The following is a 1,278-nucleotide window of genomic DNA, read 5'->3' as shown; positions in this document are numbered from 1 at the left end:
TGATCCACCCCCGTTGAATTGGTCCACCCTGAAGTATGTCTTTTGGCAGACAGGAGGACCGATATGCCGAAGAAGCGCCACAAGCCCGAAGAGATCGTCGCAAAGCTGCGTCAGGTCGATGTGCTGGTCTCGCAAGGGCAATCCGTTGCCGACGCGATCCGCTCGATCGGCGTGACGGAGGTGAGTTACTACCGCTGGCGTCGTGAGTTCGGCGGCCTGAAGTCGGATCAGGTGAAGCGGATGAAGGAGCTTGAGGCTGAGAACGCCCGGCTCCGTCGCGCCGTCGCCGACCTGACGCTCGACAAGCTGATCCTGAAGGAGGCGGCTTCGGGAAACTGGTAAGCCCCGCGCGTCGCCGTGCCTGCATTGACCATGTCCGGCTTGCTCTGAAGGTGTCGGAGCGGCGGGTCTGCCGTGTGTTGGGGCAGCACCGCTCGACCCAGCGCCGCATCCCGCACGGACGCGACGATGAGGAGCAACTCATCGCCGACATCGTCGAACTGGTCCGCCGCTATGGCCGCTACGGCTATCGCAAGATCGCCGCGCTGCTGCGCTCGACGGCAGGCTGGGTGGTCAATGACAAGCGGGTCGAGCGGATCTGGCGACGCGAGGGGCTCAAGGTTCCGGCCCGACAACCCAAACGAGGTCGGCTCTGGCTGGGAGACGGATCCTGCATCCGCCTGCGCGCCGAGCGGCCCAACCATGTCTGGTCATACGACTTTGTCGAGGATCGCACCCATGACGGGAGAAAATACCGGATGCTGAACATCATCGACGAGTTCACCCATGAGTGCCTGGCGATCCGCATTGATCGCAGGCTGAAGGCGATCGACGTCATCGACGTGCTCTCGGACCTGTTCATCCTGCGCGGCGTGCCCGAGCATGTTCGCTCAGATAACGGGCCGGAATTTGTCGCCAAGGCCGTGCAGGAGTGGATCGGCGCGGTTGGCGCGAGGACCGCCTACATCGCACCCGGCAGCCCCTGGGAGAATGGCTTCATCGAGTCGTTCAATGCCCGGTTGCGCGATGAACTCCTCGACGGCGAGATTTTCTACACCCTCGCGGAGGCGAAGATCGTCGTCGAAAGCTGGCGGCGGCACTTCAACACGCTGCGCCCGCACGGCTCGCTAGGATACAAGCCTCCCGCGCCAGAGGTCTTCATCCCCGCCATGACCGCGAGGGCGGCTGCGCAACCCGGACCAGCTACGCCGCCCGCGCTGGTGTCGAGACCAACCGTCCACTAACAATCACCTTGGACCAGCCGGCGGGGGCGGATCA

1 protein-coding gene is annotated in these 1,278 nt (G+C 63.9%); it reads left to right on the top strand.

Features of this window, described 5'->3' with window-relative positions:
* Positions 1 to 63 precede the first annotated feature (63 nt).
* A protein-coding gene (locus tag AB4Z16_RS28030; RefSeq protein ID WP_441514578.1) for an IS3 family transposase occupies positions 64 to 1,244 on the top strand; the annotation gives its coding sequence in 2 pieces (ribosomal slippage) (positions 64 to 328 and positions 328 to 1,244; 1,182 coding nt in all).
* Positions 1,245 to 1,278: the final 34 nt, after the last annotated feature.

The organism is Allobosea sp. TAF32, assembly GCF_052113585.1.
Lineage (GTDB): Bacteria > Pseudomonadota > Alphaproteobacteria > Rhizobiales > Beijerinckiaceae > Allobosea.
Note: the sequence above shows the minus strand (reverse complement) of the source record. Positions and strands in the feature narration are given on the sequence as shown.